This is a genomic window from Acinetobacter sp. C32I (assembly GCF_023702715.1).
Lineage (GTDB): Bacteria > Pseudomonadota > Gammaproteobacteria > Pseudomonadales > Moraxellaceae > Acinetobacter.
On record NZ_CP098480.1, the window covers coordinates 2,452,746 to 2,475,069 of the forward strand.

Genomic DNA, 22,324 nt, shown 5'->3' on the forward strand with positions numbered 1-22,324 from the left:
CAATTTTCTGACTAAAAATTCGCTCAAATAAACTTCGAGAAATTTCTACTCTTCAATCAATGAAATATTTTCGATTGATCAACTAGTAAAAATCCACACAAGTTGTTCTTCTATTCTCTTAATGATCTTCTCGATGATTCGTCATCATCAAGCTAGGTCGGCTATATTACTCTCAATTTCTTAAAAGTCAACAGGTAATTTAGATATTTAACAAACTTATCAATCAACCCAAGAACTCAACCACTTTAGCCAAATCCTTGTTTCTCAACAAGTTTTTATCTGCATCACCGCCGATGGATGTGCATTCTACAGCATTCCCAACCCAATACAACCCCATTTTTTAAATTATCTTGATTTATTGCTCCGACCGCCTATTTTTTGAACTGAACAGTTACTTTTAATGCTTTTTCTTTGTGTTTAAGAACTTTTTTTAAACAATTAAGTCCAGTAGAATATGTCTCTTGCTTCACATTTTTTGGCACTTTTGATTGAAAATACGGTTTGCTGGTAAAAAGGCTCGATATTTATTGCTTGCTGCATCATTTGCTGCGAGCCCGCTTTGCTATGCCATATCAACGCATAACTTTTATGAATTGGCTTTATCAATATTAAGTTATAGCAAATGGTCCAACACAAATCGCCCAACCATTTGTGTCATAGACAATCAAGATGCAGCGAATCAATTTCAAAGCAATATTCGCCAGCTTGCTTATGAGTATCAAGTTCAGGCCGTCAGTGCTAAAGACTTCCCCAAAACAGAATGTCATGTTGCCTATTTCACAACAACATCACCACAACAACAACAGAACTTGATTCAAGCCTACCCATCCCGATCACTGCTTTCATTAAGCACCAATAATCCAGCCTGCGAAGTGGGTAGCATTTTTTGCTTATATAATAAAAAGACCTTTTCAACCTTCAAGGTGAATTTGGATGCCTTAACTTATTCCAAGGTGCATATTGATCCTCGTGTTTTACTTTTAGCGAAGAATGCGGGGTAAGACAGTGATTTCAAATTTATATCAATCAACGTCCTTACACGCCTTATTCCGTAAATCACAATTTGCGATCTTTGCCATTACCTTTGTCATCTGTTCTTTTACTTTTGCCACAATTTCCATGTTCACCATGGAAACCTATGCAAAACAGAATTTACAATTATTAAGTCAAACAGTTTTGGAGCGTGTTCAACCAGCCGTCGTGTTTAGAGATAAAGGTGCAATTGACCAGATTCTTGATGACTACACCAGTGAACATGCCATCCGTAGTATTCATGTTTATGATCCACAGCAACAACTATTGGCTGAAAGTACCAAAAAAGTTGCACACACATCCGTGATGCAAGATTTAATGGATCGTTGGTTTTTACATGACCCAGTTAAGCTCATGGTGGTTCACCATAAGAAAAAAGTAGGCGAACTGGTGCTGTATGGTAGCTCCGAAAATATTTTGCACTTTTTAAAAACCATTATTATTGGTCTTGCAATTTCAATGTTCTTCATTGTGATTGCTTTGTTGTGGTCAGTGAATATTACCTACCGCCAAATTATGCAAGCAATCAAGCCACTCACCCATATTGCACAATTGGTCAGTGATCAAAAGGCCTATAATTTACGTTTTCCTAACAACCATATTCACGAATTCCAAAATTTAAATACCGTATTTAATGAACTGTTAGAAGAAATCCAAATTTGGCATACCCATTTGCAAAAAGAAAATCGTCAACTTTCATTCCAAGCCCATCATGATCAATTAACCAGCTTGCCAAATCGTCATTATTTTTATCAAGAATTATTTAATATCTTTGAAAACCCACAATACCGTCACAACTCTGCCTTATTATTTATCGACAATAACAAGTTTAAAGTGATTAATGATGAATATGGGCATTTAGCTGGTGATGCCGTTTTAAAAGAAATGGCGTCTCGTTTAAGACTATCAGTTCGTCATGAAGATTTTATTGCGCGTTTAGGTGGTGACGAGTTTGCCATTATTTTACATTCAATTCATCACGCTGATCATTTAACCACAATCGCTGAAGGGGTTCTCGCAAGTTGCGAACAGCCATTAGCGTTTAACGGACAAATGATTCATTTCGGTTTTAGCTTAGGGGTTGCTTTTTCTCAGTTTGCAGAGAATCCAGAGGATTTAATTATGCAAGCCGATCAAGCCATGTATAAAGCTAAAAATTTAAACCCACATTGGTTTCTTTATAAACCAGAAATTTAGGACATGTTATGCGCACTCACACCATTAAAATTTCATTTATTGCGTTGCTCTGCCTAACATTGGCTGGCTGTTTGAGTTTTGGCCCGTTGAAATACCGTCAGGTCAAAATGCTCAAGAAAGAAGGTTTTGTTCTCACGAATGAAGGCTGGACCTTGGGCCTACCTGAACGTTTGTTATTTGATTTCAACAAGGCAGAAATCAAACCTGAACATCAACAAGAGATTATTCGTTTAGCCACTCAATTGAATAAGTATGATCTACAGAAATTAAAAATCGTGGGACATACTGACGATATTGGTAATCCAGAATATAACCAAAAGCTCTCTGAAGAGCGTGCTCAAAGTGTTTCAAATATCTTTGTCGCTCAAGGGTTCAAGCAAACCAACTTGACTGTAGTCGGTCGTGGTTCACATCAGCCGTTTGTTCCAAATACCTCTGATGAAAACCGCGCTAGCAATCGCCGCGTCAATGTCATCATCATTCCATAATCAAACCGATTCAATAAAAAACCGACGCAATGCCGTCGGTTTTTTTATTTAAATTAGTTCGATGATATCAATCGTTGGTGGCACCCGAAAGCGAAATGGGACTCCTACCATCCCCGTCCCGACTGTAACAAACACATCGGCATGTTCATGGGTATAGAAACCCTTCTTATGGCCCAAAATAGAAACCCGTTTCATAATATAACTGGTGATCCAAGGCAACTCGATCTGCCCGCCATGCGTGTGTCCTGAAAGCATTAATGGCCGGGTTGGCAGTTCCGGCACCATATCAACCGTATCAGGGTTGTGCGACAAAATCAGCCAAGGTTTATCTTGGGGTAAATCAGGCATAAAGCGCATATTGGCCTTCCCTGCCCACAGATCTCCAATTCCGATTAACCGAAACTCATCAAAATCAACAATCTTTCCTTCAATATCAATAACATTATTCTGTTCAAGTGCCCGACTTAGCAACGCTTGAATCGGGGGCCCTGGGTATTGTTCATCATGATTACCAGGAACCGAATACACAGGTGCTTCAATTTGCTTGAGTACCTCAAGCTCCTGTACCAAGCGATTCTCAGGTTCATAAGTCCAATCACCCGCGACCACCACCAAATCAGGTTTCGCCTGATTCAACTTCTTGACCATATTCTTCAATTGCCGTTCATGCCCTGAAAATAATCCGACATGCATGTCTGCAACCAAAGCCACTTTGACCGGTTGATGAAACTCACGCTCTGAATTCAAACGATACTGATGATGTTGAACATGAATTTTGTGTGGTTCAATAAAACGCGCATAGATCAACACACTACTGAGTAGAAAAACAAATCCTGCCTGATGAAGACTGTAATATCCACCCCAACCAGCATAAATACTAAAGAACCACAGTGGAACCAATAAATAAGACAGATAAAACGCCAATAAATGTACAAAGGCTTTAAAGGGATGGATGGTTTCTGTACGTGCTTGATGAACCCAAGCTTGAATCAATGCCCAAAATGCCAGAACGGCAAAAATAAGATAAAAACCAAAAATAACAGTATCCGAATTCGACATTACAGCCCTCATTAACTTTACCTTAGGGGCATACATCTCATCTTATATTTATCTTTTTCGATGAAGTGGTATACTCGAGCCCAACTTTTAATCAGTAACGATTATGACGCAATTTTCTCATTTAAATAGCAAACATACAAAGATAAGTACAAGTACTTACAATAAAAGTATGCTTGCGATTTATTGCTCAATTGCGCTCACTGTTACGGGGTGTAGCACCTTACCCAAACATAAAATTGAGCCTGTCATACAAACAACCACACAAATTGACACCTCAGAAACATCCTTGGCGCAGGTCATAAGGCCCTTACAGCAACAACATCCAGACCTCACTGGTTATCACGTTTTATATGAACCTTTAGAGGCACTGGCAGCCCGACTGCGTTTAATTGATAAAGCCGAGAAGACCTTAGATTTACAATATTATATTTGGGATAACGACAAGGTTGGTGCCCTAGCCTTACATGCACTGATCCGTGCTGCAGATCGCGGGGTACGAGTGCGACTACTGATTGATGATAATAATGCCAAGCATACCGAAGGTATTTTTTTAGCTTTGGCACAACATCCCAATATCGAGGTAAAACTATTCAATCCTTACCGTTTCCGAAAATATCGTGCAATTGATATGGTACTGGATTTGAAGCGCATTAATCGGCGCATGCACAATAAGAGCTTTATTGCCGATCATCAGGTTGCCTTGATTGGCGGTCGCAATATGACCAACCAATATTATAACGTCAGTGATACCTATCAATTTTCTGATGTAGATGTGATGTTGTTTGGTACCGCGGTAAATGACATCTCCAAATCATTTGATGATTACTGGAATCACGAATATGCCTACGATGTGCGCGAGGTCGTAAAACAAAGTGCGCACCGTTTGAGCTACGAAAGTCTTAAAGAGCAACTCGATGAACACTATAAGCGGATTACCGTACAAAATTATCTTGATTTAACCAGTCGCTCCCAAGCTGTCGATGCCCTCATGGATCGGGATATTTCCCTCGACTGGGTCAAGGCAGAGGTGGTCAAAGACTCACCTGATAAAATCAAATCTAAAGCTAAAAAAGAAGAACATCTCAACTTCCAGTTAATTAACCACCTTGAACAACCCGAAAAGAATATCGATTTAATCTCTGCTTATTTTGTTCCTGAAAAGAAAGGAACAAAAATTTTAAGTGATTTGGCAAGAGATGGTATCGAAGTCAGAGTATTGACCAACTCATTTAAAGCCAATGACGTAGCAGTGGTACATGCTTTTTATGGGAAATACCGCCAAGAACTGCTGGAAAATGGCGTACAACTGTATGAGTTTTTACCTGCACTTGATAAAAGTGATTTAGATAAACACACGGAGGAGCTGGCAAAAAAAGCCAAGGTCAACATCAAAGGTTTAAGTCGTTCCAGTCTACATGCCAAGCTGATGGCACTGGATGAAAAACAGGTCTTTATTGGTTCTTTTAATTTTGACCCGCGTTCCGCTTATTTGAATACCGAGATTGGTGTCTTACTGAATAGCCCGCCATTGGCACAAGCAGTACATGCCACCATGGATCAAAACTTAAAAACCTATGCCTATCGTTTGGTTTTAGATGCCAACAAGAAAATCACTTGGCAACGTGAAACGCCACAAGGTCCTTTGATTTATACCAAAGAACCCAAAATGAAATGGTGGCAAAGAGCAGGCATGAAAGTGATTTCATGGCTACCGATTGAAGGGTTTATGTAGTTTCCAAGCTTTTGGGTAGCACGGAGAGTACTTTTCGTTGCAAGCGCTCTAGACCAGCCCGCATTTGGCGGTCGACTTCCTTGGTGAGCGTTTCTACCGTATGCCCTTCGACTGAAATCGCAGGTAAAGTCAATAAATGTGCTGTGACTTTAGGCATCTCCAGCACACGTTGCACATGTTCTGCAAAAGACATCTCGCCAATAAATGGCGCAACCAAATCCAATTCGCCCTGTTGGTTGACATAGCAAATTACACAAATCTGCACGGGGCGCTGTGCTTCAATCGCTGCACCTAATAAACGTCCGTGAACTTTTTTAACTTTACTACCATCGGTCGTGGTGGCCTCTGGAAAGAACAGGACAGGAATATCTTGTTTTAAAAACTCAGCAATTTGCTCACGGATTCGAATCGAATCTCCTGAGCCTCGTTTAATAAATAAAGTCCCGCCACCCTTGGCCAAGTTTCCTAAAATAGGCCACTTTTCCACTTCTGCCTTGGCCAAGAAAAAGATACGTGCTCCTGAGCCTAAAACAGCCACATCCAACCAAGAAATATGATTACTGACCCATAAGGCTGGTTCACGCGGAATGGCGCCATGCACTTCAACTTCGACATTAAAGACTTCACACAAACGGCGACAAAAATACTGCACATAACGAGTATTTACAGGATTATTTGGATCTTTATATAAACCATGACGGTAAATAAGATAGAAGCCCTCACCAATGGTTTCTAAACCTGCGGCTAATTTTTTACTATATAAACTGAATTTCGAAAACAGACTTAAAGGTGTGTTATTTACTGCTGTTGCTTGTTGAGTCATAAATTCTTAAAACCGTACGCATAGATGCACATGTGCATTGAATTAACTCTGTTATATCATGTCGATATTGCCTTATAGAAGTTTCCTTCATAACAAAAAACGAATGTGAGCATAAATTTTTTCAATTTTAAAAGATTTATCAGATCAAATATTATAAATAAATCGAATTTACAGATTAAAAGGTGATGTGATGAACCCGCAAAGCACGACATCTGAAAACCAAACCACCATTGCTTATGGCTATGCTTTAAGAATGTTTTTGGGATGGTCGATTTTATATATGGGAACCTTAGTCGGATTCATTGAGCTGATCCGTCGTAATGTCATATAAATCCGCGAAGCCTTTGCCCTTTAGTTAAAGTTTATTCTAGAATAAGGCTTTAAATATAAGGATTTCATAAGCACGTGGAAAATTTTGAGCAGCGTCAAAGCGGTGAACGGGCAATTTTAGTCAGTGTGTCTGTCCAGCTCCTCGACGATCTTGATGCTGAAGAGTTTCGATTGCTCGCTCAATCTGCTGGCGCTGAAATCCTTGAACATCTCATTGTGCAACGTAATAAACCTGACCCGAAATTTTTTATCGGTTCAGGGAAAGTCGATGAAATTGCTGAATTGGTCCAAAGCCTCGAAGCCGAGTTGGTCATTTTTGACCATTCATTGTCGCCTGCCCAAGAACGTAATCTTGAACGAATTCTGAAATGTCGTGTGATTGACCGCACAGGTTTAATTCTGGATATTTTTGCGCTACGCGCACGCACCCATGAGGGTAAATTACAGGTTGAACTGGCACAACTCAAACATTTATCCACCCGTTTAATTCGTGGTTTTACCGGTAATCTCGAACAACAAAAAGGCGGCATTGGCCTACGTGGGCCAGGTGAGTCGCAACTGGAAACTGACCGTCGTTTAATCCGCGTCCGTATTACTCAGCTCAAAGATAAACTGATTAAAGTACAGCAAACCCGCTTGCAGGGTCGTGCTGCACGTCAAAAAGCCGCCATTCCGACCATTTCTTTAGTGGGTTATACCAATGCTGGAAAATCCACGCTGTTTAATATCCTCGCCAAAAGCGATGTCTATGCTGCCGATCAACTATTTGCAACGCTCGATCCCACTTTACGTCGCCTAGACTGGGACGGTATTGGCACCGTTGTACTGGCCGACACCGTTGGATTCGTTCGTAATCTACAACATGACTTGGTGGAATCGTTTAAAGCCACTTTAGAAGAAACACTAGAAGCGACGCTGCTCTTACATGTGATTGATAGCAGTAGTCCGAATATGTCTGAACAGATTGAAGCCGTAGAGTCCGTCCTCAAAGAAATTGGTGCGGATGCCCCGATTTTGCATGTTTACAATAAAATTGATCTCAGCGGTGATGCCGCCAAAATCATTTATAAAACAGCTGATGTCCCTGATCGGGTCTATGTATCTGCCCATTCAGCTCAAGGACTTGAATTACTCAGTCAAGCCGTACAACAATGTCTAATGGGACAATTACAACAGTTTGATTTAGTGTTAAAACCCGCTTACGGTAAATTACGTACGCAACTCTATACCTTGAATGTAATTCAATCCGAACAGTATGATGATCAGGGTGATCTGCATTTATCCGTGTGTATTGCACCACATAAACTGGAACAACTCATCAAACAGGCGCATTTACCATTAGACGAAATTCTTGGAAAAAAAGCTTCCCTATTTCAGCGACCTTTGGAAGAATTTGAGATCGATCATCCATCACAATAATTGCGATCAGCCATCGTTCAGATAAACGAGAGTAACAAAGAAAATGAAGAATATTGATTGGACAGCTTGGTTTGGCACGATTTTGTTAATTATTGTCTATCGTGAAGGGGCTGTTGCGATCACCAAGGCTTTGGGTCATCCGGAACTGGGTAATTTGGTTGGACTGATTAGCCTATTAATGACCTTATTGATTTGGAGACGGTTTAAAAAAATCTCCAATCGCCTGATTGATACCAACAATAAGATATTGAAAGAAAGTGGCTTTGCCTTTTTGCCTATTTGCGCAGGCTCATTAATCATGTTGGTGCATATGGGCAAAGAAATTCCTGCATTTTTATTTATTCTAACTTTCAGTACATTATTGCCATTATGGGTCTATGCCAAAATGGCGAAACGTTGGTTATAAGGAGCTGATCTATGTCAATGGTTATCTATGGCTTCATCATTACCTTCATCAGTTATCTGCTTGCCAAACCGCTGAATCAGAAATTTCCACAGATTCCTCTGATTGTGTTTGGCATGTTTATTGTCATCGCATTCTTAGCCATTTTCGGTATTCCCTATCAACAATATATGGATAATGTGAACAACGTTTTTAGTCATCTGCTTGGCTATGTCACAGTTGCTTTGGCCATTCCATTGGCCGCCATGCGTTATGATGATTTACCGCTCAAATCAATGATTGGCATCTTATGTTTCGCCAGCATCAGTGCCGTTGCTTTACCGATGGGCTTGGCCTATTTACTGCACATGTCTGAACCAACCATCATGGCTTTTGCCACCCGCGCTGTGACTACCCCCATTGCCTTGAACATCGCAACGCTACTGCACGCTCCTTTAATGATGGTCACGCTGATTGTGATTTTATCAGGGGTGATTGGGGCTGCATTTTCGCCGTGGATCTTAAAACATATTCATGATGAACGTGCTTCGGGTCTGGCCTTAGGTTTAGCTGCCCATGCGATCGGTACAGCGCAAGCTTGGCAACGTGGCCCTGTTACAGGACGCTATGCGGCCTTTGGTATGGCAGTAAATGGTGTATTTACAGCCATTTGGCTCCCGACATTCATCCTCTCTTTATCCTAAAATTTGCCACAAATATCACATAAAGATTGAACTAGTTGTCAGATATCCTCCATAATGTAAGCTTAAACGTTAAAAGGATTTTTAATGATGGGCAAACAATTATTAAGTGCGTTACTTTTATCTGCGGTGAGCAGTTTTACTTTTGCAGAGGATATTACGGGGCTCTGGCAAAGTATTGATGACAAAACGGGGGCGCCAAAGGCACTGGTTGAAATTCGTAAAGAAGCGAATGGCACCTATGCAGGCAAAGTAGTCAAAATTACGCCACGTACTGGCTATACACCGAAAGAAACCTGTGTGGATTGTCCTGCGCCTTATACCAACAAACCAATCGTGGGTTTAGATGTGGTGACCGGTTTAAAATATAGTGAAGGTTTAAACTATACCAATGGCCGTATTTTAGATCCGAATACTGGCAAAATTTATAGTATGAAAGCCAAACTCAGTGCCAATGGTAAACGCTTACATTTACGGGGTTATCTCGGTGTATCCGCTTTAGGTCGTAATCAAATCTGGATTCGTGCCGAGTAAAATCAATTCACTTAAAAGTCACATGATGTGCTTTTCTTTGATCTCGGTTGCAGTCAAAAAGCTTCTTCATTCGCATAAAAAGATGAAGAAGCTTTTTTATTTCGTCCCATAAAATTGATTGAAACGTCAACGATTAATAATTTACAACTGTAAAATAATGATTGAATCTGTGATTAGAAATCCGAAATAATAGCCAGATACATGGCAGCAAGGAGGCTTTCACATGCACATCTCGCACAAACTGATTTCTTTTTTCTTCCTATTGACCCTCAGTCATTTTACTTTTGCCCAAGATATTACGGGGATTTGGCAAAGCGTGGATGATGTAACAGGTGCACCCAAAGGACAGGTTGAAATTACACAAGAAGCGGACGGTTCCTACACAGGCAAAATTATCAAAATTACCCCGCGCACAGGCTATACCCCTAAAGAAATTTGTACAAACTGCCCTGCACCTTATACCAACAAACCGATTTTAGGTTTGAATGCCATCACCAAGCTAAAACATAAAAAGGACCTCACCTACACAGGTGGAAAAATCCTTGACCCCAATAGTGGCCGTGTTTATAGCTTGACTGCAAAGCTCAGCGCTAATGGACAACGTTTGCACTTACGTGGCTATGTCGGCGTCTCAGTATTAGGACGCAGTCAAATCTGGATTCGGGTCAACTAAAACACTCATAAAAAAAGCCCTGTATCACACAGGGCTTTTTTATGGCTAGTTCACTGTAACGGTTAACGAGACTGCAACTTCGAGTAATCTAACAGGACATTTGCCGCTTCATTGATAAAGGTTTCTTCCTCAGGCAATGGTGGACGCAGGTGTGCTTTCATTTTGGCACGTGACTCCACCAAGGCATCGATTGAAGCTTGATAACTTTCCCAGTTGGCATAAGGTACTAAACCTGTCGCACTACGGCGTTGGTTTTCGGCATTCAAGGTTTGTTTCTCAAGATCAATCAATTCGGCACGACGCTGATCAATATCGAGTACCACTTTCTTCTGATCTGAAGTTTTCTTGGCAATTGCTTTACGTGCTTCTAAATATTTAAATTGAGAATCAGCTGCAACACGTTGTTCAGATGACTGTGACAGTTTTGCCACATAAGGTTGAACAGAGCCTTCACGCTTAAATGGTGCGGTTGGAATGGTATCCCACTTCAAGGCATTTTTCGCTTTACGCTCACCAAACTCTTCGTTGTAAATATCAACCAACTTGATATCTGGAATTACACCTTTGTTTTGGGTACTTCCACCCGTAATACGGTAGAACTTACGTTGAGTTAACGTCGCCTGACCATAAGCCAAAGAGTCTAACTGAACCTGTGCTGTTCCCTTACCTGTGGTGGTACTGCCAATGATAATCCCGCGCTCATAATCCTGAATCGCCGCAGAGTAAATCTCACTTGCTGACGCTGATGCCAAGTTCACTAAAACAGCCATTGGACCTGCATAGATCTGCTCACCACCATCGGTATCTTCAAATACATTCACGTTACCGTTACCATCACGGATTTGTACCACTGGGCCAGACTTGATCACCTGACCAAGCATACGTGCCACTTCTTCCAAAGAACCACCTGGATCATTACGTAAGTCGACCAGAATACCTTCAACTTTTTGTGCTTTGAGTGACTCTAGAGCCTTCGCAGTATCTTCAGAGACTGAACGATATTCGGTCCCTGCACGACGTGAGCGATAGTCAAAATAGAACGACGGAATTTCAATCACACCAAACAGATACTTTTTACCATCACGAGTGATTTCAACCGTACGAGAACGAACACCCGCATCTTCTTCTTGAATAATATCGCGGGTTAAAGTCACATTACGGGCTTGACTCATCGATGCACCCGCACCCAGTAACCGTACTACTACTTTGGTACCGCGTTTACCACGAATCAGTCCCACAATTTCCGAACTCGGCCAACCAATCACATCGACCATTTTCTCGCCGTCTTGCGCGACGCCAATAATACGATCGCCTGATTTCACCTGACCTGATTTACTGGCTGGCCCACCTTCAACGATGGTTTCAATTTTGGTGTAATCTTCATTGCCACGTTCAGGACGAATCGAAACCCCAATTCCTTCCAACTGTAAAGTGGTTTGACGATTCAGCTCCATCGCATCAATCGGTGGATAGTAGTTACTGTGTGGATCATAGGTTGCCAACATGGCATTTAAGGTTTTATCCAGCACATCATCGCTTTTCACACGGCCAATACGCTCTAACTGACGGGTATAACGTTTCGTTAAAGTTTGAACAGGGGTTAAGTCCTCAGGCCCTGTTAAATCCTGACCATTCGCCAGTGATGGGTCTGCTTTCAGCGCTTTTTGCTTGGCCTGCTCTTCTTCTTTACTAATGGTTAAATTGATCAACTGTGAAACCAACATTCTTTGCCAATGTTGTTGTTGCTCAGCCGTGGTTTTAAAATACGGTGCTTTTTCACGATCTGTATCGAGATAGACGTCTTTTTGATTCAGGTTCTGCGGCTTTTTCAACTCAGCCAACATAAACTCATAGAATTGTTTCAAACGATCACGATATTGCGCATGAATCAGAAATGGTCCAGTTAAGTTACCTGCTTTTAACGAACTGCCAAAGGTTGACCCATATTTTTTTTGATAGTCTTCCACTTCGCCGCTCAGAAATAATGAATGATCTGGATCCAGACTATCCAAATACATATTCAAAATACGGTTTGACGTGGTTGCGTCTAAGCGCATATTTAAATAATGCTGACGATCAACCAATGTGGCTAACTGACGTGCAACCAAGGCCTGTTCTTGTGATGGCTTGATTACCGTTGAAACGACAGGTGCCTCAGTCGCCGCAAATGCCTCATTCATGGTATGAGAGAAAAATAAACCACCAGTCGCGATTGCAACTGCACACGCTATCATTTGAAGTTTCATAAAATTTTGGTACTTCCTTGGATATGGCAATTATTACATGTGGGGCTGATTGAAATGAACATATTTCACCCAAGTACTTCCCAACATGTAAAACTCATCGGTCACCATAAATAAATGACCAACAAGCACTTATCATCAATATCATGTAGTTTTATCATATTCTGTACTGACAAAATGTAGCAAATCATTGCACAATTTAGCTATCGTTTTTTTCATCAATTTTTTTATCAAAAATCAAACGGAATCCTTATGATCGGCGCGTTGATGCTAGATATTGCTGGCACAGAACTTACTCAAGAAGATATTGAACTATTACAAGCTCCGCAAGTCGGTGGCATGATTTTATTTGCACGAAATATTGAATCCCCTCAACAAGTCCGTGCCTTAACCGACCATATGCGTCAAATCCGTCCTGAGATTTTGATTGCCGTTGATCAGGAAGGCGGCCGTGTACAACGCTTAAGACAGGGCTTTACTCTACTTCCTGCCATGGGCCGATTGGGCGAACGCTACCTCAGCAATCCACAACAAGCACTTGAACTGGCTGAGCAGTGCGGCTGGTTAATGGCGATTGAAGTCCTCGCCGTTGGCATTGATTTTAGCTTTGCGCCTGTTTTGGACCTGAATGATGTGAGTGATGTGATTGGTGATCGTGGTTTTGCCAAAAACATGCAAGACATCGTGCCACTGGCTGATGCCTTTATGCGTGGTATGAAAAAAGCAGGCATGGCCACTACGGGCAAACATTTCCCTGGGCATGGTTCAGTCAAAGCGGATTCACATGTTGCCGCTGCAATTGACAGTCGCTCATACCAAGAAATCTATGACAAAGATATGCAGAGCTTTATCAAGTTGATGCCTCAGCTTGATGCGCTCATGCCAGCTCATGTGATCTATGATCAAGTCGATCCAAATCCAGCAGGCTTCTCACCGTTCTGGTTACAAGAAATCTTACGTCAACAGCTTAAATTTGACGGCGTACTCTTCTCAGATGACTTAAGCATGCAGGCTGCCTGTGTCGCAGGCGGTGCCGATGCACGTATTCAAGCGGCTTTAAATGCGGGTTGTGATATGGGCTTAGTGTGTAATGACCGTGCAGCGGCATGTACTGCATTAGATGGAATTCAAACCTTGGCCTTACCAAATCAACAACGTTTAGAGCGTATGCGCGGTAAAATTCCAAATATTCAGGTTGGCACCACATTGTCTTTAGACGATGAAAACTGGCACAGCGTCAGAAAAGTCATTGAAGAGTTTAAAAATTCGTTCTAACTTTACTTAGGTTTTTTCATCGCTTTATTAACATAATGGAATCTTGCCGAGTGCTCATCTGATTAAAGAATTTTGCCTTCGGCTCGACTTACTTTTCAGGGATGAAAAGTAAGCAAAAATCCTTTGTTAGGCTGAGGGTACATTCTTGTAACCCCAGCCCAACGGCGGCATCCATGCCGCCCCACGATAGTAAATAACAAACCTAAAATCGGATTTGATAGAAAAATCTCAATTAAAAAAAAGAGATTAATTTTATATATCCCAATTAGGAAAAATAGAGTCTAGGACAGATGACACAACAACTTTCGAAACATCGCCACATTTCATTTACCGCACACTACACCGGCTACATCTGGTACCAAATGGGGATCTCACATCCAGCACTGGCAACAGCAAAAGGAAAAACGCTGGCAGCCTTAGTTCACCCAATTGAAAGTTGGGCAGAAAAATATGTCGGTGGCAGTATGCGCACCACGCTCAAACAACGTCACAGCATGCTCGACAACCAGTTAAAAGAATTGATTGAGCAACATCCTGACCTACAAGTGCTTGAAATTGCTTGTGGTCTATCGCCACGTGGTTGGTGGTTTAGACAACATTATCCAAACATCAGCTACCGTGAACTAGATTTACCTGACATGGCCGCCACCAAACAGGCAGCACTGCAACAAATTGAAAACAATGTAGATGAAGTTCTGTCTGTCGATTTATTTACCGATGCCTTTGCCTCTGCTTTTGAAGTATTTGATCCTCAACGTCCATTGGTGATCATTAGTGAAGGACTCATCAATTACTTTGAAAAATCACTATTACAACAATTGATTCAAGCCATTGCCAACTATGGTCAAGGCTTTAAAGAGCTGCATTATTTAACTGATATATACCCAGAACCCACTCAAAACAAATTAGCGACGATTATCTGGAACAGTAGTCGTTTATTAAAATGGATGTCTCGCAGTGCCTTTAGCTTTCATTTTAAGACCCCTGCCGAAATCGAACAATTTTTCCACGAAGCAGGTTTTAATCAAGTTGAAGTCCTGCAACCGAAACAATTTTTTGAGCAAGCGACTTTAGAAAATACGCAGCAGCATTTAGGTGACTTGGTCTGGGTGATCCAAGCGACCAATCAATAACATCCACAAAAAAAGTGGCAAATTGCCACTTTTTTTAATCTTGGAATACGCGTTATTCAATTGGCTGTTGGCGTTGAATAAAGCGCGTCAAACGCTCTGCGATATCAAAACTGCCATGTTTAAACAAGATGCGCAGTCCTTGCTCAGTTGCATCAAAGATTAAACATTCAATTTTAAACTCGCCTTCTTCATCTGCTAAATGCAGCGCTAAGTCACGCGGGTGTTGATTTACAAAATCAAGCAGCTCAAGATTGTGAAGTTTTAAATACACCCCAAAGTAGGTGATATCGACAATCTTCACATCCGCTTCTATCGCAAGATGACGATGTGACAGTTTGCTTTCAGGCTGTAATACTGCAATACGCTCTTCCCCACGACGCTCAATCTGCTGCATTTGTTCACGACTCATTGTGATAATGCCATCTAAATTGTCGATGGATTCTCCCTTTAAGAAGGTGGTAAACAAATTCATGGTTTCTTTACGGCGTTGTAGTTGCGGCACATGATCTGCATTGGCAATTAAAGCGAACTGCATATCTTGGCATTGCAAAGCAAAATCAGCATTTTCGTGCGGCAAAGTAAAGCTGTCATACTGCCCAGCAGCCACCAAAGTTTTACATTGAGGCACAGGCACATCACTTAAACGCAATAAACGGTTGCAGTTAATTTCATAACGCTCACGTTCAGTTGCACTAAACTCGGCCATCTGTCTGAAGAATAAACGCTTGGCTGTTGGTGACATCCGAGTTTTATCAAGCTTGGCATGATTCACCAAATACAGAATCACGGCTTGGCCAAATTCTTCCATACGGTCTTCACGCATTAAATGCAGTGATTCCTCCAGCAGCATCCGCCAACTTTTACGGGTTTTCTGCATCACCCCCATCAACACCATGCGATCAATCAGCTCAGGGCGTTGATCTGCAAATGAAGAAGCCACCACAGAACCCAATGACATGCCCATCACTGAAACTTTATCAAAGCCCACAATATCCAACCATTGACCGAGCATTTTAGATAAATCAGGCAGCTCCAGAATTCCAGCAGACTCACCTGTATCAACATTGCGAATTTGTTGATTCGCACCCATTGACGGTAAATCGATTAAAATAACAGGACCACTCTCAAAGAGTTGCTCAACACAATACTTATAAGAGTTAAAATTTTGAAATGCGCCCCCGACAATTACAATCGGCGTGTTGTGGATCGTTTTCGGATCTGCAATTGCCATATATTCAATTTTCCAACCATCGATCCACGTAGTACGCGCTGGTTGCTTAAAACTGTTTTTATTGTAAATGTCGAAAAAACCAAAGCCTGTGTAGGTATGATTTATATCCGAGTCCATTTGGATAATGGAATTCATGTCCTTCCTCCATCCTTGTTTATTTTTTTGTTGCAAGAATCTCATTTTCAGCGATTTCTACTTGCAAGTTAACAAATTTATAAAATTTGTATTACATTTATCCTATACTTTTTCATTCTATACATATGCACGTTTTATACGCAATCATTTCCTTAACCACTTATCTTGTTTAGAACATTAATCTTTTGCAAAATATGTAATCTCAGCTTTAGATTCAATATCTTCATCGCATTAAAATAAAAACTTTTGCGCCAATTAACGCTTCATAATTTTTTGAATTGTCAGTTCAGCCTATTCATTGTTCAGCCGTTGACTGTTACTATCTTTATAAATACATGCAAATCTCAAACTGCTATGCAAGATTCTATTCAAAATTATATGCAACAGGTCGGTGCTCAAGCGCGTCAAGCTTCTCGTGTATTAACGAGCGCATCAACGCATTTGAAAAACCATGCCCTATCTGCAATCTATACGGCTTTGGAAAATAATCAAGCCCAAATTTTAGCAGCCAATCAAATTGATATGGACAATGGCCGTCAACGTCAACTCGACAGTGCTTTGCTTGACCGTTTAGAACTTACCCCCGCACGTTTCAAAGGCATGCTGCAAGGCTTAAAAGATGTGATTGCCTTGATTGATCCAATTGGAGAAATTACCGATTTGGCCTATCGCCCATCAGGCATTCAGCTTGGAAAAATGCGTGTTCCTTTGGGTGTGATTGGCATGATCTATGAATCAAGACCCAATGTAACCCTTGAAGCCGCTTCATTGGCTTTAAAATCTGGCAACGCGATTATTTTACGTGGTGGATCAGAAGCACTTGAATCGAATAAAGCTATTGCAACTGCGATTCAACATGGCCTACAAATTTCAGGCTTGCCTGAACATGCGGTTCAAGTGATTGATACCCCTGATCGCGCCGCAGTGGGTCACCTGATTACCATGACTGAATTCGTTGATGTGATAGTGCCACGTGGTGGTAAAAGCCTGATTGAACGTATCAGCAATGAAGCACGTATTCCTGTGATTAAGCATTTAGATGGCAACTGCCATGTTTTTGTTGAAGCACAAGCAGACTTACAGAAAGCCTTACCGATTGCACTCAATGCCAAAACACATCGTTATGGTGTGTGTAATGCCATGGAAACCTTATTGGTCGATGAAGCCATTGCGGAAGAATTCTTACCGCGTATTGCCGAACTTTATGCTGAAAAACAGGTTGAACTACGAGGTTGCGCCGAAACTCAACGTATTTTAGGTGTATCCGTAAAAACAGCGACAGAGGAAGATTGGTATACCGAATATCTCGGACCCATTCTTGCAGTTAAAGTGGTCACTGGCATGGATGAAGCGATTGAACATATCAATAAGTATGGTTCACACCATACCGATGCGATTATTACTGAAAACTTTAGTCTAGCCCGTGAGTTCTTGGCGCGTGTGGATTCAAGTTCGGTGATGATCAATGCTTCAACCCGCTTCGCTGATGGCTTTGAATATGGTTTAGGTGCAGAAATCGGTATTTCAACCGATAAAATCCATGCTCGTGGTCCAGTTGGTCTAGAAGGTTTAACCTCACAAAAATGGATCGTTTTTGGTGACGGTCAAATCCGCCAATAACAAAATCGAGTATTCGGACACAGAAACACGATAAAGGCCATTCATTTGATCTTTATCGTGTTTTTATATATTTACATACAAAAAACAATGACAAAATCAACAGATCAATCAAAACAACTGCTCATTTCCTAACTATACTGAATAGGTTGATTTATAAACGGGTCGTATAGGCTAAAGTCTATCTTCGCCAAGACGACATCCCATGTTAAAACATTGCGCTTGATTCCACTGCCTCATGCGTTGCAGCAAAATCAAAGTGTTCATCATAAAATTTAAAATCTGTTAGGTGTTCAAACGTGGCTATATCTGTATTAGTAATTAACTGTGGTTCATCATCAATCAAATACGCGCTCATTTCTGAACGTCGTGAAGATCGTATTTATGGTTTGGCAGAAAACTTAGGCTCGGCAGATGCCCGTATCAAAGGCATCACGCTTGGGGGCGAACCACTGGAACTTTTAATTCCGTATGCAGATCATGCCAAAGCACTCGAAACCTTATTGGCACGTTTAGCCAACTATAACCCGCAGGCGATTGGACACCGTGTCGTTCACGGCGGCGACATCACTAAAGCAGAATTACTCACACCAGAGTTGGTTGAGCGTATTGAAGCCGCAACGCCTCTCGCCCCTCTACACAATCCAGCACATTTGATTGGGATCGAAGCAACCATGCGCTTGTTCCCACAATTACCACAAGTTGCTGTATTCGATACTGCCTTCCACCAAACCATGCCTGAACGCGCCTACCGTTATGCCTTGCCACAATTTTTATATACAGCACATCAAGTGCGTCGCTATGGTTTCCATGGAACCAGCCATGCTTATGTGACTGAACGCGCCAGCGAATTGGCAGGCCATAAAAATGAAGGCGGCTGGCTCAGTGCACATTTAGGCAATGGCAGTTCAACCTGTGCAGTATGGAATGGTCATAGCGTCGATACCTCAATGGGCATGACCCCGCTTGAAGGCGTAGTCATGGGCACCCGTAGTGGTGATGTCGATCCAAGCTTACATCTATTCCTTGCCAGCAACCTCGGCTGGGATATCCAAAAAATTGACAGCATGTTGAATAAAGAAAGTGGCTTATTGGGCTTGTCTGGTTTATCCAATGATATGCGTACCTTAGTTGAAGCCTCTGAAAATGGTCATGATGGTGCAACCCTTGCGATTGAAGTGTTCTGCTATCGCTTAGCCAAATCTTTATCGGCTTTAAGTTGCGGTTTACCGCGTTTGGATGGTTTAGTATTTACAGGTGGTATTGGTGAAAATTCAGCATATGTCCGTGAAAAAACCTTAGCTTACCTAGCGCACTTTGGTTTGCAGTTCAGCAAAGAGAAAAATAATGCATTGCCTCGCGGTAGTGAAGGTCGTATCGACAATGGTGCAGGACCACAAATTTGGGTGATTCCAACAGATGAAGAAGGTCGTATCGCCAAAGAAACACGCCAAGTACTTGAACACACGATTTAATCAAAATATTAGACAATTCTAAGGTCATTATGAATACGATTTTACTCATCCCCACAGGTGAAGGTGTTGGCTTAACTTCAGCCTGCTTAGGTATGATCTACGCGCTAGATTGTAAAGGGATTAATGCGGGTTTCTTAAAACCCTACTCTCAAATTGCAGACACCACTGTTGACCGTACCACGACACTCTATCGCCATTTATTTCAGCATAAATCTGCCGAGCCAATCACCTATGAAAGACTGACTCAACTAATCGCTTTGGGTGAAACAGATGAGTTACTTGAGGAGGCTGTTGCACTACACCGCCAAATTTCGGCTGATCATGATGTGATTATCGTTGAAGGTTTGGTTCCGAATGGACAAGATCATTTTGTCAGTGAAATCAATGCCGCACTGGCACAAGCACTGGATGCGCAAGTGGTTTTGGTCAGCACCGCAGATTTAGCTGATCCACGTAAAACAGCAGAAAGAGTCGACGCGCACTTACGTCAATTCGGTGGCGCGGCCTCAGCACGCACGACAGGCGTGTTGTTTATGCGGACCAAAGGCTTGCCTGAGGGTACGGCCGAAATTCCGGTCACACTTGATCCGAGTCTACGCCTAGACCAGCACATCGATGCGTTTGCCTTAGAATTACAACGTTATAACCGCTTTATGGGCACCGATGAGCTGCCGATTATTGGACTGGTGCCATTCAGCAATACCCTCAGTGTGCCACGTAGTTTAGATATCGCTTCGATCATCAATGGTACATGGTTACATCAAGGTGAGGCCAAACAACGTCGTATTCTGCATACCAGTTTAATTGCATCCAATATCGAATCAGAATTGCATAAATTTGTTGCGGGCGAATTGATTATTAGCGCATCACAACGCACCGATGCGATCTTGGCTGCCAGCCTTGCCAGCAGTAATGGTACACCGCTGGCGGGTCTGGTGTTAACCGAACAAGCTGCGCCTGCAAGCAATGTACTCGAGTTTTGCCAAAGTGCGATTAAGCAAGGGCTCCCGATCTTACACACGCCTTTAGATACATTGGAAACGGCGCAATTGCTACATCGCTTTGGCAATGAAATTCCAATAGATGATACTGAACGTGCCGAGCAAGTCACCCGTTTCGTATCGAGTCATTTGGATAGCAATTGGCTGGATCAACATACCCAGAACAACTTGCATCCTCGCCTGTCACCTTCAGCGTTCCGTTATGAGCTGGTACAAAAATCCATTGCTGCGAAAAAACGCATCGTCCTACCTGAGGGTGATGAGCCACGTACGGTACAAGCGGCTGTCATCTGTCAAACCCGTGGCATTGCACAGTGTATTTTATTGGCAAAACCTGAATCGGTTGCCGAAGTGGCTAAAGCACGCGGTATTCAGTTACCCGATGATTTACAGATCATTGACCCTGATACCATTCGTGATCAATACATCGAACCGATGGTAGAACTGCGTAAAAGTAAGCTCGACGCACTACAAGCCAAAGCACAGTTGCAAGATACCGTGGTACTCGGCACCATGATGTTGGCACTCGATCAAGTTGATGGTTTGGTGTCTGGTGCAATTCATACCACGGCCAACACCGTACGCCCGGCATTCCAGCTGATTAAGACCGCTCCAAACTACTCACTGGTGTCATCAATCTTCTTTATGTTGTTGCCTGATGAAGTCTATGTCTATGGTGACTGTGCCATCAATCCAGATCCAAATGCAGAACAACTTGCCGAGATTGCGATTCAGTCTGCCGATTCAGCCAAAGCCTTTGGTCTTGATCCGCGTATTGCCATGATCAGTTATTCCACAGGAACTTCGGGCACGGGTGCAGATGTTGAGAAAGTGGCTGAAGCGACCAAAATCGCACAGCAACGCCGTCCTGATTTATTGATTGATGGTCCATTACAATACGATGCTGCTTCGGTTGAAAGTGTCGGTCGCCAAAAAGCGCCAGACTCACAAGTCGCAGGTCGTGCCAATGTGTTTATTTTCCCTGATCTGAACACAGGTAATACCACCTATAAAGCGGTACAACGTGCTGCCAATGTGGTGAGTGTCGGCCCGATGCTACAAGGTTTAAATAAACCTGTGAATGACTTGTCTCGCGGTGCTTTGGTCGATGATATTGTGTTTACCATTGCCCTGACGGCGATTCAGGCGAAGCAACAAGATTAAATCCACTATTCGCTTGAAATTGAAAAAGCCCTTTACATTGAAAGGGCTTTTTCATTTGCAGTATTGAGCCAACCAGACCGTATGCCCCGTACATTCAACATCTTCAGCAATCATTTTAATCAGCTTAAACCCATTGTGTTGCAGCAAAGTCTGATATTCCTCCGCTGAGAGACTGGCATGGTACAGTGGCTCTCCACATAACGAACCAATCGCCTCACCCTGCTCAGGCCCACTGCTAAACATTAAAGCTGTACCTGATTGTGCATATTCGGCAAAACGTTTAAACATGTTGCGTTGATCATCTTGGGTTAAATGGAAGAAACTATCCCACGCAACAATGCCCTGAAACTTTTGTTCAGTAAAGTACTCCCGAAAATCTTGCTGCACCCAGACTTGTTCAGGGAAAGACTGCCGTGCCATTTCAATCATGTATTCCGAAGCATCTACCCCTGTTACCTGATGTCCTTGAGCAATAAAATACGCAGCAATAGGTTGAGCTGAACCACAACCTAAATCCAAAATACTTACCGAGCTTGGGAGTAATGCTAGAAACCGATCTAGCCAAACTTTCTCAGATAGCACCTTACCTCGTAGTTCAATCCATTCACGAGCATGCTGCTGATAGAGTTCAATAATATGCTGTGCTAGATATTCCTGTACCATGTCATTGCCTATGATGC

20 protein-coding genes are annotated in these 22,324 nt (G+C 42.2%); 15 read left to right on the forward strand and 5 right to left on the reverse strand.

What is annotated here, in order from left to right; translation table 11 throughout:
- Nucleotides 1–488: 488 nt before the first annotated feature.
- The 3 genes from yfiR to yfiB are packed head-to-tail and all read left to right on the forward strand — an operon-like array spanning nucleotide 489 to nucleotide 2,717.
- Nucleotides 489–1,001, forward strand: a complete 513-nt coding sequence (gene yfiR / locus NDN13_RS11720; RefSeq protein WP_502799539.1) for a regulatory sequestration protein YfiR — start codon at nucleotides 489–491, stop codon at nucleotides 999–1,001.
- 4 nt (nucleotides 1,002–1,005) lie between these two features.
- Nucleotides 1,006–2,229 (forward strand): diguanylate cyclase DgcN/YfiN, encoded by a 1,224-nt coding sequence (gene dgcN / locus NDN13_RS11725; RefSeq protein WP_251115578.1) that lies wholly within the window; start codon nucleotides 1,006–1,008, stop codon nucleotides 2,227–2,229.
- 8 nt (nucleotides 2,230–2,237) lie between these two features.
- The gene (gene yfiB, locus NDN13_RS11730) at nucleotides 2,238–2,717 is read left to right on the forward strand and encodes an outer membrane lipoprotein YfiB (RefSeq protein WP_251115579.1); all 480 of its coding nucleotides are present in this window, start codon (nucleotides 2,238–2,240) and stop codon (nucleotides 2,715–2,717) included.
- A gap of 48 nt (nucleotides 2,718–2,765) precedes the next feature.
- On the opposite strand, the gene NDN13_RS11735 is transcribed toward yfiB, so the two are convergent.
- Nucleotides 2,766–3,776: a metallophosphoesterase gene (locus NDN13_RS11735; RefSeq protein WP_251115580.1), complete on the reverse strand. Its 1,011-nt coding sequence runs from the start codon at nucleotides 3,774–3,776 to the stop codon at nucleotides 2,766–2,768.
- Between the two features lie 169 nt (nucleotides 3,777–3,945).
- On the opposite strand from NDN13_RS11735, the gene NDN13_RS11740 reads away from it, so the two are divergent.
- Nucleotides 3,946–5,508: a phospholipase D family protein gene (locus tag NDN13_RS11740; protein ID WP_502799540.1), complete on the forward strand. Its 1,563-nt coding sequence runs from the start codon at nucleotides 3,946–3,948 to the stop codon at nucleotides 5,506–5,508.
- On the opposite strand, the gene NDN13_RS11745 is transcribed toward NDN13_RS11740, so the two are convergent.
- Entirely contained in the window at nucleotides 5,501–6,331 is an 831-nt protein-coding gene (locus NDN13_RS11745; protein WP_251115582.1) for a lysophospholipid acyltransferase family protein, read from the reverse strand. The two genes, NDN13_RS11740 and NDN13_RS11745, sit on opposite strands and share 8 nt — an antisense overlap.
- A 190-nt stretch (nucleotides 6,332–6,521) precedes the next feature.
- Between NDN13_RS11745 and NDN13_RS11750 the strand changes: the two genes are divergently transcribed.
- The 6 genes from NDN13_RS11750 to NDN13_RS11775 all read left to right on the forward strand — a co-directional run bounded on the left by NDN13_RS11750 (nucleotide 6,522) and on the right by NDN13_RS11775 (nucleotide 10,370).
- Nucleotides 6,522–6,662, forward strand: a complete 141-nt coding sequence (locus NDN13_RS11750) for a hypothetical protein (RefSeq protein ID WP_251115583.1) — start codon at nucleotides 6,522–6,524, stop codon at nucleotides 6,660–6,662.
- Between the two features lie 74 nt (nucleotides 6,663–6,736).
- The gene (gene hflX, locus NDN13_RS11755; protein ID WP_251115584.1) at nucleotides 6,737–8,080 is read left to right on the forward strand and encodes a ribosome rescue GTPase HflX; all 1,344 of its coding nucleotides are present in this window, start codon (nucleotides 6,737–6,739) and stop codon (nucleotides 8,078–8,080) included.
- Nucleotides 8,081–8,123: 43 nt separating this feature from the next.
- A complete protein-coding gene (locus NDN13_RS11760; RefSeq protein ID WP_251115585.1) occupies nucleotides 8,124–8,486 on the forward strand; it encodes a hypothetical protein in 363 nt (120 codons plus the stop codon).
- An 11-nt stretch (nucleotides 8,487–8,497) separates the two neighbouring features.
- A complete protein-coding gene (locus tag NDN13_RS11765; RefSeq protein WP_016541491.1) occupies nucleotides 8,498–9,166 on the forward strand; it encodes an LrgB family protein in 669 nt (222 codons plus the stop codon).
- Between the two features lie 87 nt (nucleotides 9,167–9,253).
- The gene (locus tag NDN13_RS11770; RefSeq protein ID WP_016541492.1) at nucleotides 9,254–9,697 is read left to right on the forward strand and encodes a DUF2147 domain-containing protein; all 444 of its coding nucleotides are present in this window, start codon (nucleotides 9,254–9,256) and stop codon (nucleotides 9,695–9,697) included.
- Between the two features lie 223 nt (nucleotides 9,698–9,920).
- Nucleotides 9,921–10,370: a DUF2147 domain-containing protein gene (locus NDN13_RS11775; RefSeq protein WP_251115586.1), complete on the forward strand. Its 450-nt coding sequence runs from the start codon at nucleotides 9,921–9,923 to the stop codon at nucleotides 10,368–10,370.
- 62 nt (nucleotides 10,371–10,432) lie between these two features.
- Here NDN13_RS11775 and NDN13_RS11780 read toward each other — a convergent pair whose 3' ends face one another.
- Nucleotides 10,433–12,616 (reverse strand): carboxy terminal-processing peptidase, encoded by a 2,184-nt coding sequence (locus tag NDN13_RS11780; protein WP_251115587.1) that lies wholly within the window; start codon nucleotides 12,614–12,616, stop codon nucleotides 10,433–10,435.
- Between the two features lie 249 nt (nucleotides 12,617–12,865).
- Here NDN13_RS11780 and nagZ point away from each other — a divergent pair, with 249 nt between their 5' ends.
- Nucleotides 12,866–13,888, forward strand: a complete 1,023-nt coding sequence (gene nagZ / locus NDN13_RS11785; RefSeq protein ID WP_251115588.1) for a beta-N-acetylhexosaminidase — start codon at nucleotides 12,866–12,868, stop codon at nucleotides 13,886–13,888.
- A 290-nt stretch (nucleotides 13,889–14,178) separates the two neighbouring features.
- Nucleotides 14,179–15,021 carry a class I SAM-dependent methyltransferase gene (locus NDN13_RS11790; RefSeq protein WP_251115589.1) on the forward strand — a complete coding sequence of 281 codons (843 nt, stop codon included), beginning with the start codon at nucleotides 14,179–14,181 and terminating at the stop codon, nucleotides 15,019–15,021.
- Between the two features lie 52 nt (nucleotides 15,022–15,073).
- On the opposite strand, the gene NDN13_RS11795 is transcribed toward NDN13_RS11790, so the two are convergent.
- Nucleotides 15,074–16,387 (reverse strand): alpha/beta fold hydrolase, encoded by a 1,314-nt coding sequence (locus tag NDN13_RS11795; RefSeq protein ID WP_251115590.1) that lies wholly within the window; start codon nucleotides 16,385–16,387, stop codon nucleotides 15,074–15,076.
- Between the two features lie 354 nt (nucleotides 16,388–16,741).
- Between NDN13_RS11795 and NDN13_RS11800 the strand changes: the two genes are divergently transcribed.
- The 3 genes from NDN13_RS11800 to pta all read left to right on the forward strand — a co-directional run bounded on the left by NDN13_RS11800 (nucleotide 16,742) and on the right by pta (nucleotide 21,644).
- Complete coding sequence (locus NDN13_RS11800) at nucleotides 16,742–18,007, forward strand: glutamate-5-semialdehyde dehydrogenase (RefSeq protein ID WP_251115591.1); 1,266 nt, start codon at nucleotides 16,742–16,744, stop codon at nucleotides 18,005–18,007.
- Between the two features lie 296 nt (nucleotides 18,008–18,303).
- The gene (locus NDN13_RS11805) at nucleotides 18,304–19,479 is read left to right on the forward strand and encodes an acetate/propionate family kinase (RefSeq protein WP_251115592.1); all 1,176 of its coding nucleotides are present in this window, start codon (nucleotides 18,304–18,306) and stop codon (nucleotides 19,477–19,479) included.
- Nucleotides 19,480–19,508: 29 nt separating this feature from the next.
- Entirely contained in the window at nucleotides 19,509–21,644 is a 2,136-nt protein-coding gene (gene pta, locus NDN13_RS11810; protein WP_251115593.1) for a phosphate acetyltransferase, read from the forward strand.
- A 51-nt stretch (nucleotides 21,645–21,695) separates the two neighbouring features.
- On the opposite strand, the gene NDN13_RS11815 is transcribed toward pta, so the two are convergent.
- Nucleotides 21,696–22,307 carry a class I SAM-dependent methyltransferase gene (locus tag NDN13_RS11815; RefSeq protein ID WP_251115594.1) on the reverse strand — a complete coding sequence of 204 codons (612 nt, stop codon included), beginning with the start codon at nucleotides 22,305–22,307 and terminating at the stop codon, nucleotides 21,696–21,698.
- Between the last annotated feature and the right edge of the window lie 17 nt (nucleotides 22,308–22,324).